Raw genomic sequence first — 3,337 nt, 5'->3', positions numbered from 1 at the left:
AGGACACATACAGGGGTGACCCGAATGATCCGCTGAGTTTGAATTTGTATAGTTACTGTGCCAATAATCCGATAACTTACTATGACCCAACAGGTTTTGCACCTGTTAGTAGACAGGGTATGCCAACTGATTTGTGGGAAAGAGCTAAGCGTGGAGTTCGGATAGTACAAGGTGGTATTAGATTGGTTAAACACAGTGCTAATTGGGTTGATGAACAATATAGAAAATTGAGAGAAATTCCAGATAGGTTTGTAAATAGATTAGATAATGACATTTATAAATATTCGTTTTTACTACATGGAATGATTCCAGAAAATGTGGAACGTCAAGGTGTTGGAGTACCTTATGAAGAATATATACCTGATTATCTTTTGGATGATAAAGGTAATTTCACTGGAACAAATGATGATGCAAATTTATATTTTCAAATTAACTATTTATTAGATAAAGACTTTAAAAGAAAAGTAGATGTAGATAGAAATACTAATTGGCAGGCGGAAGGATTTAAATTAGGAGTCCAGAATTTTTTAAATAGAAGAAAGATAGCAAGACTAAATCGACAGCTAGAGCATACAAATTTTCCGGAGGAGTGGATTTTAAATTGTCCATTTTATGGTGTCGATACATTTATTATATTAAGAGATGAATCCAAACAACCTTTTTCCTATTGTAGTGAATATATACTTGAATCAAAAGCAGCTGAAGTAGAGTATAGATTAAACGTGACAAAGGATTTTGCAAGTTATGCAACAATAAAGCTTGCTTTTAAAAATATTGCTACATCTTCCATAAGCAAAAAGGATGCCTTAATTAATTCCAAAGCCTATACTTTAAAGGGAACGGGTGGGAATGAACGTAATCTGTTAAAGATTGATTTACAAAAATTCGCAAGTGGAACTAAGCTGACTGCAAAACAGGCAACCGAAGCTGCGAAAAAACTTGGATACCAAAAAACAAATTACACATCACATGGTCAACCAGTATTTAAAAAAGGTAACTCATATATCACTCCTGATGTGGATTCACATAGTGGTGGGATTTGGAAAGCCGCAAGATCTGTCAAGGATTTAGGTAGTAAGTCAACAAGATGTGGAACTTATGATGAATTTTTAAATAGGATAGGAGATTAGGAAAATGTTTAGTTGGAGAATTTCAAAATATAACCCACTATATAGAGATAAAACAGGTGCTTATAAAAAAGATGAATGGACATCATTTTATGATATAGGAAAAATATTTGATGGTAAAGAACTAACCTATGATACTTATATAGCTACTGAGAATGCCTATGTAGAAGCGGTGGTATCTTTTATGGATAGTACTAAAATTACTTCATTAACAGTAAAAAGTCTAGAGAAACATAGTAAAGATATTCAATTTACTTGCTCAGATACACATCATCATAATGAAATGGAAGATTTGTACAAAAAAATTAATAACGGTATTGTTCTTGAAATACAAGATATAGTATTTTTATGTCGTTTAATTTTAAGAGATCACCTGTGGTGTAAATTAGAAAACAATCCCCTAATGTTTATACATTTCGGCTATGATTATTATATGTATATAGGAAGTACTAATAAATGTGAAAGTGCTACTCGTTCTGTTGAAAAGACAGGCCTTTTTGTTGAAAAATTTGAATCACCTTATTATACTGTAGATTAGTGTGTCAGCATGTTTGAAAAGTGGGAATTTTAGCCCTATAAAAATTGGTATAGTTTACTTAACAAACGTTAAAGTATAGAAACTAAAAATAACAATCTTTAATCAAACTTAATGCATAATATAGTTATTTTGACTATATTATGCATTTTGTAAATTTCAAACATGTATAAATATAATAAATAATGAATAATAGGTAAGTCAATAGTTGCGCTTGTTGGTTGAAATAAATCAATCGGGCTAAAATATGCACTAATATTTAACAAGTGAAGTAAGTGGCAAATATAAATTTATACTTTTAAAACAATAATAGCTTAATCAAAAAACAAGCACTTTGGTAATTAAAACAAAGGTGCTTGCTTTTTTGCAACACAAAATAAGCTATTGAAAAAGTTGTAACTGCAAAGTGTTCAATCTTTCTTCTGTCATGGCTAATTATAATAAAGACATACAACACCTTAAAATATAGAGTTGGAACAGTGAAAAAATCCATAGACCAAATTTCCTTACTATGATTTTTAAGGAATGTTTTCCAAGACTGTTTTTGTTTTTCACTTGGTGGCTTTCTAACTTCTGGTATATACTTAGCAATTGTATTTGGAGAAGGAGCATCAGTTATATTAAAATCAACTAATCTTTCGTGTGTTTTTTCAGGTGAAAGTAAGGGGTTTTCCTTATGTATACGCTTGATAAGCTCAATTGTTTTTCTTGAAGTTTTAGGTCTTCCACGCTTTTTAGATTTAAGCATCCAGTGAAATTTAAAAGCTGTTTTATGCCATCCAATAACAGTTTCAGGCTTAACAATAACTAAATCCTCTTTTCATCTTGAATAAAACTTTGAAAGCAAGACCCATAACTGACGGTATGCAGGTGTAACAGTTGGTTTAGATATTTTTTTATCAATTACCTTTTGGTCAAAAAGAGCTACCTGACTTCTAAGAGCTATAATTTCCTCAACTTTTTCTTCCTCAGACATAAATCTTATTAATATAAAACCAAGTAACATTTGCAACCATTGCTTCACATATAAATGAATACGTTTATAATTAAACATCCTATCATCTCCAACAACATAATTTACTTTAAATATTGTAACTGCATGTATTACAGAAATCAAGAATTACAAATAATACTGTTGTAGTTTATACAGGTAATCTCCAAAGGCTCAACAGCATCACATTCAAGAGACTACAAAACTGCTCCGATGCAGACTTCAAAGACACAACATATTACTTTCAGAGATACTACAAACTGCTTCAACGTAGCTTTTTAGATGCTTATGTTTTGCTTATAGTACAGACCAATGCCTTAAAGCTTCTAAATCTACACATAAAAGCTCATACATGCATTTTCTTACAATGACTTGTTTTTCAAAATGTGCAGGAATAGATTGCAAAAAATCCTTGCTGTTTCACTAGCAAAGGATTTTTTGCAATCTTTCCGCACTATATTTATGAAAAACGCCTGTAGAAAAGCATTGTTAGGCTTGATGTGAGCTTAGAAGTATTTTTTGGCGGTATCCTGTTTACTAATAAGCAAAACATAAGCATCTAAAAAGCTACGTTGAAGCAGTTTGTAGTATCTCTGAAAGTAATATGTATTGTGTCTTTGAAGTCTGCTGTTGGAGCAGTTTTATAGTCTCTTGAATGTGATACTGTTGAGCCTTTGGAGATTA

At 31.3% G+C, this 3,337-nt stretch carries 4 protein-coding genes; 2 read left to right on the top strand and 2 right to left on the bottom strand.

The features are described 5' to 3' along the window. On the top strand, nucleotides 1-1,130 hold a 1,130-nt coding region (locus tag RBH29_RS17275), incomplete at its 5' end, for a toxin C-terminal domain-containing protein (protein ID WP_306698251.1). A 4-nt stretch (nucleotides 1,131-1,134) separates the two neighbouring features. Beyond that, nucleotides 1,135-1,665, top strand: a complete 531-nt coding sequence (locus RBH29_RS17270; protein ID WP_306698250.1) for a hypothetical protein — start codon at nucleotides 1,135-1,137, stop codon at nucleotides 1,663-1,665. A 295-nt stretch (nucleotides 1,666-1,960) separates the two neighbouring features. On the opposite strand, the gene RBH29_RS17265 is transcribed toward RBH29_RS17270, so the two are convergent. Together RBH29_RS17265 and RBH29_RS17260 are read right to left on the bottom strand one after the other, a co-directional pair. Then, nucleotides 1,961-2,410 carry a hypothetical protein gene (locus tag RBH29_RS17265; protein ID WP_306698249.1) on the bottom strand — a complete coding sequence of 150 codons (450 nt, stop codon included), beginning with the start codon at nucleotides 2,408-2,410 and terminating at the stop codon, nucleotides 1,961-1,963. Between the two features lie 72 nt (nucleotides 2,411-2,482). Next, the gene (locus RBH29_RS17260) at nucleotides 2,483-2,779 is read right to left on the bottom strand and encodes a hypothetical protein (RefSeq protein WP_306698248.1); all 297 of its coding nucleotides are present in this window, start codon (nucleotides 2,777-2,779) and stop codon (nucleotides 2,483-2,485) included. Nucleotides 2,780-3,337: the final 558 nt, after the last annotated feature.

Origin of the sequence: Herbivorax alkaliphila (assembly GCF_030848475.1) — a bacterium.
Classification (GTDB): domain Bacteria; phylum Bacillota; class Clostridia; order Acetivibrionales; family Acetivibrionaceae; genus Herbivorax.
The sequence above is the reverse complement of the archived record's forward strand: the minus strand, read 5'-3'. Positions and strand labels throughout refer to the sequence as shown.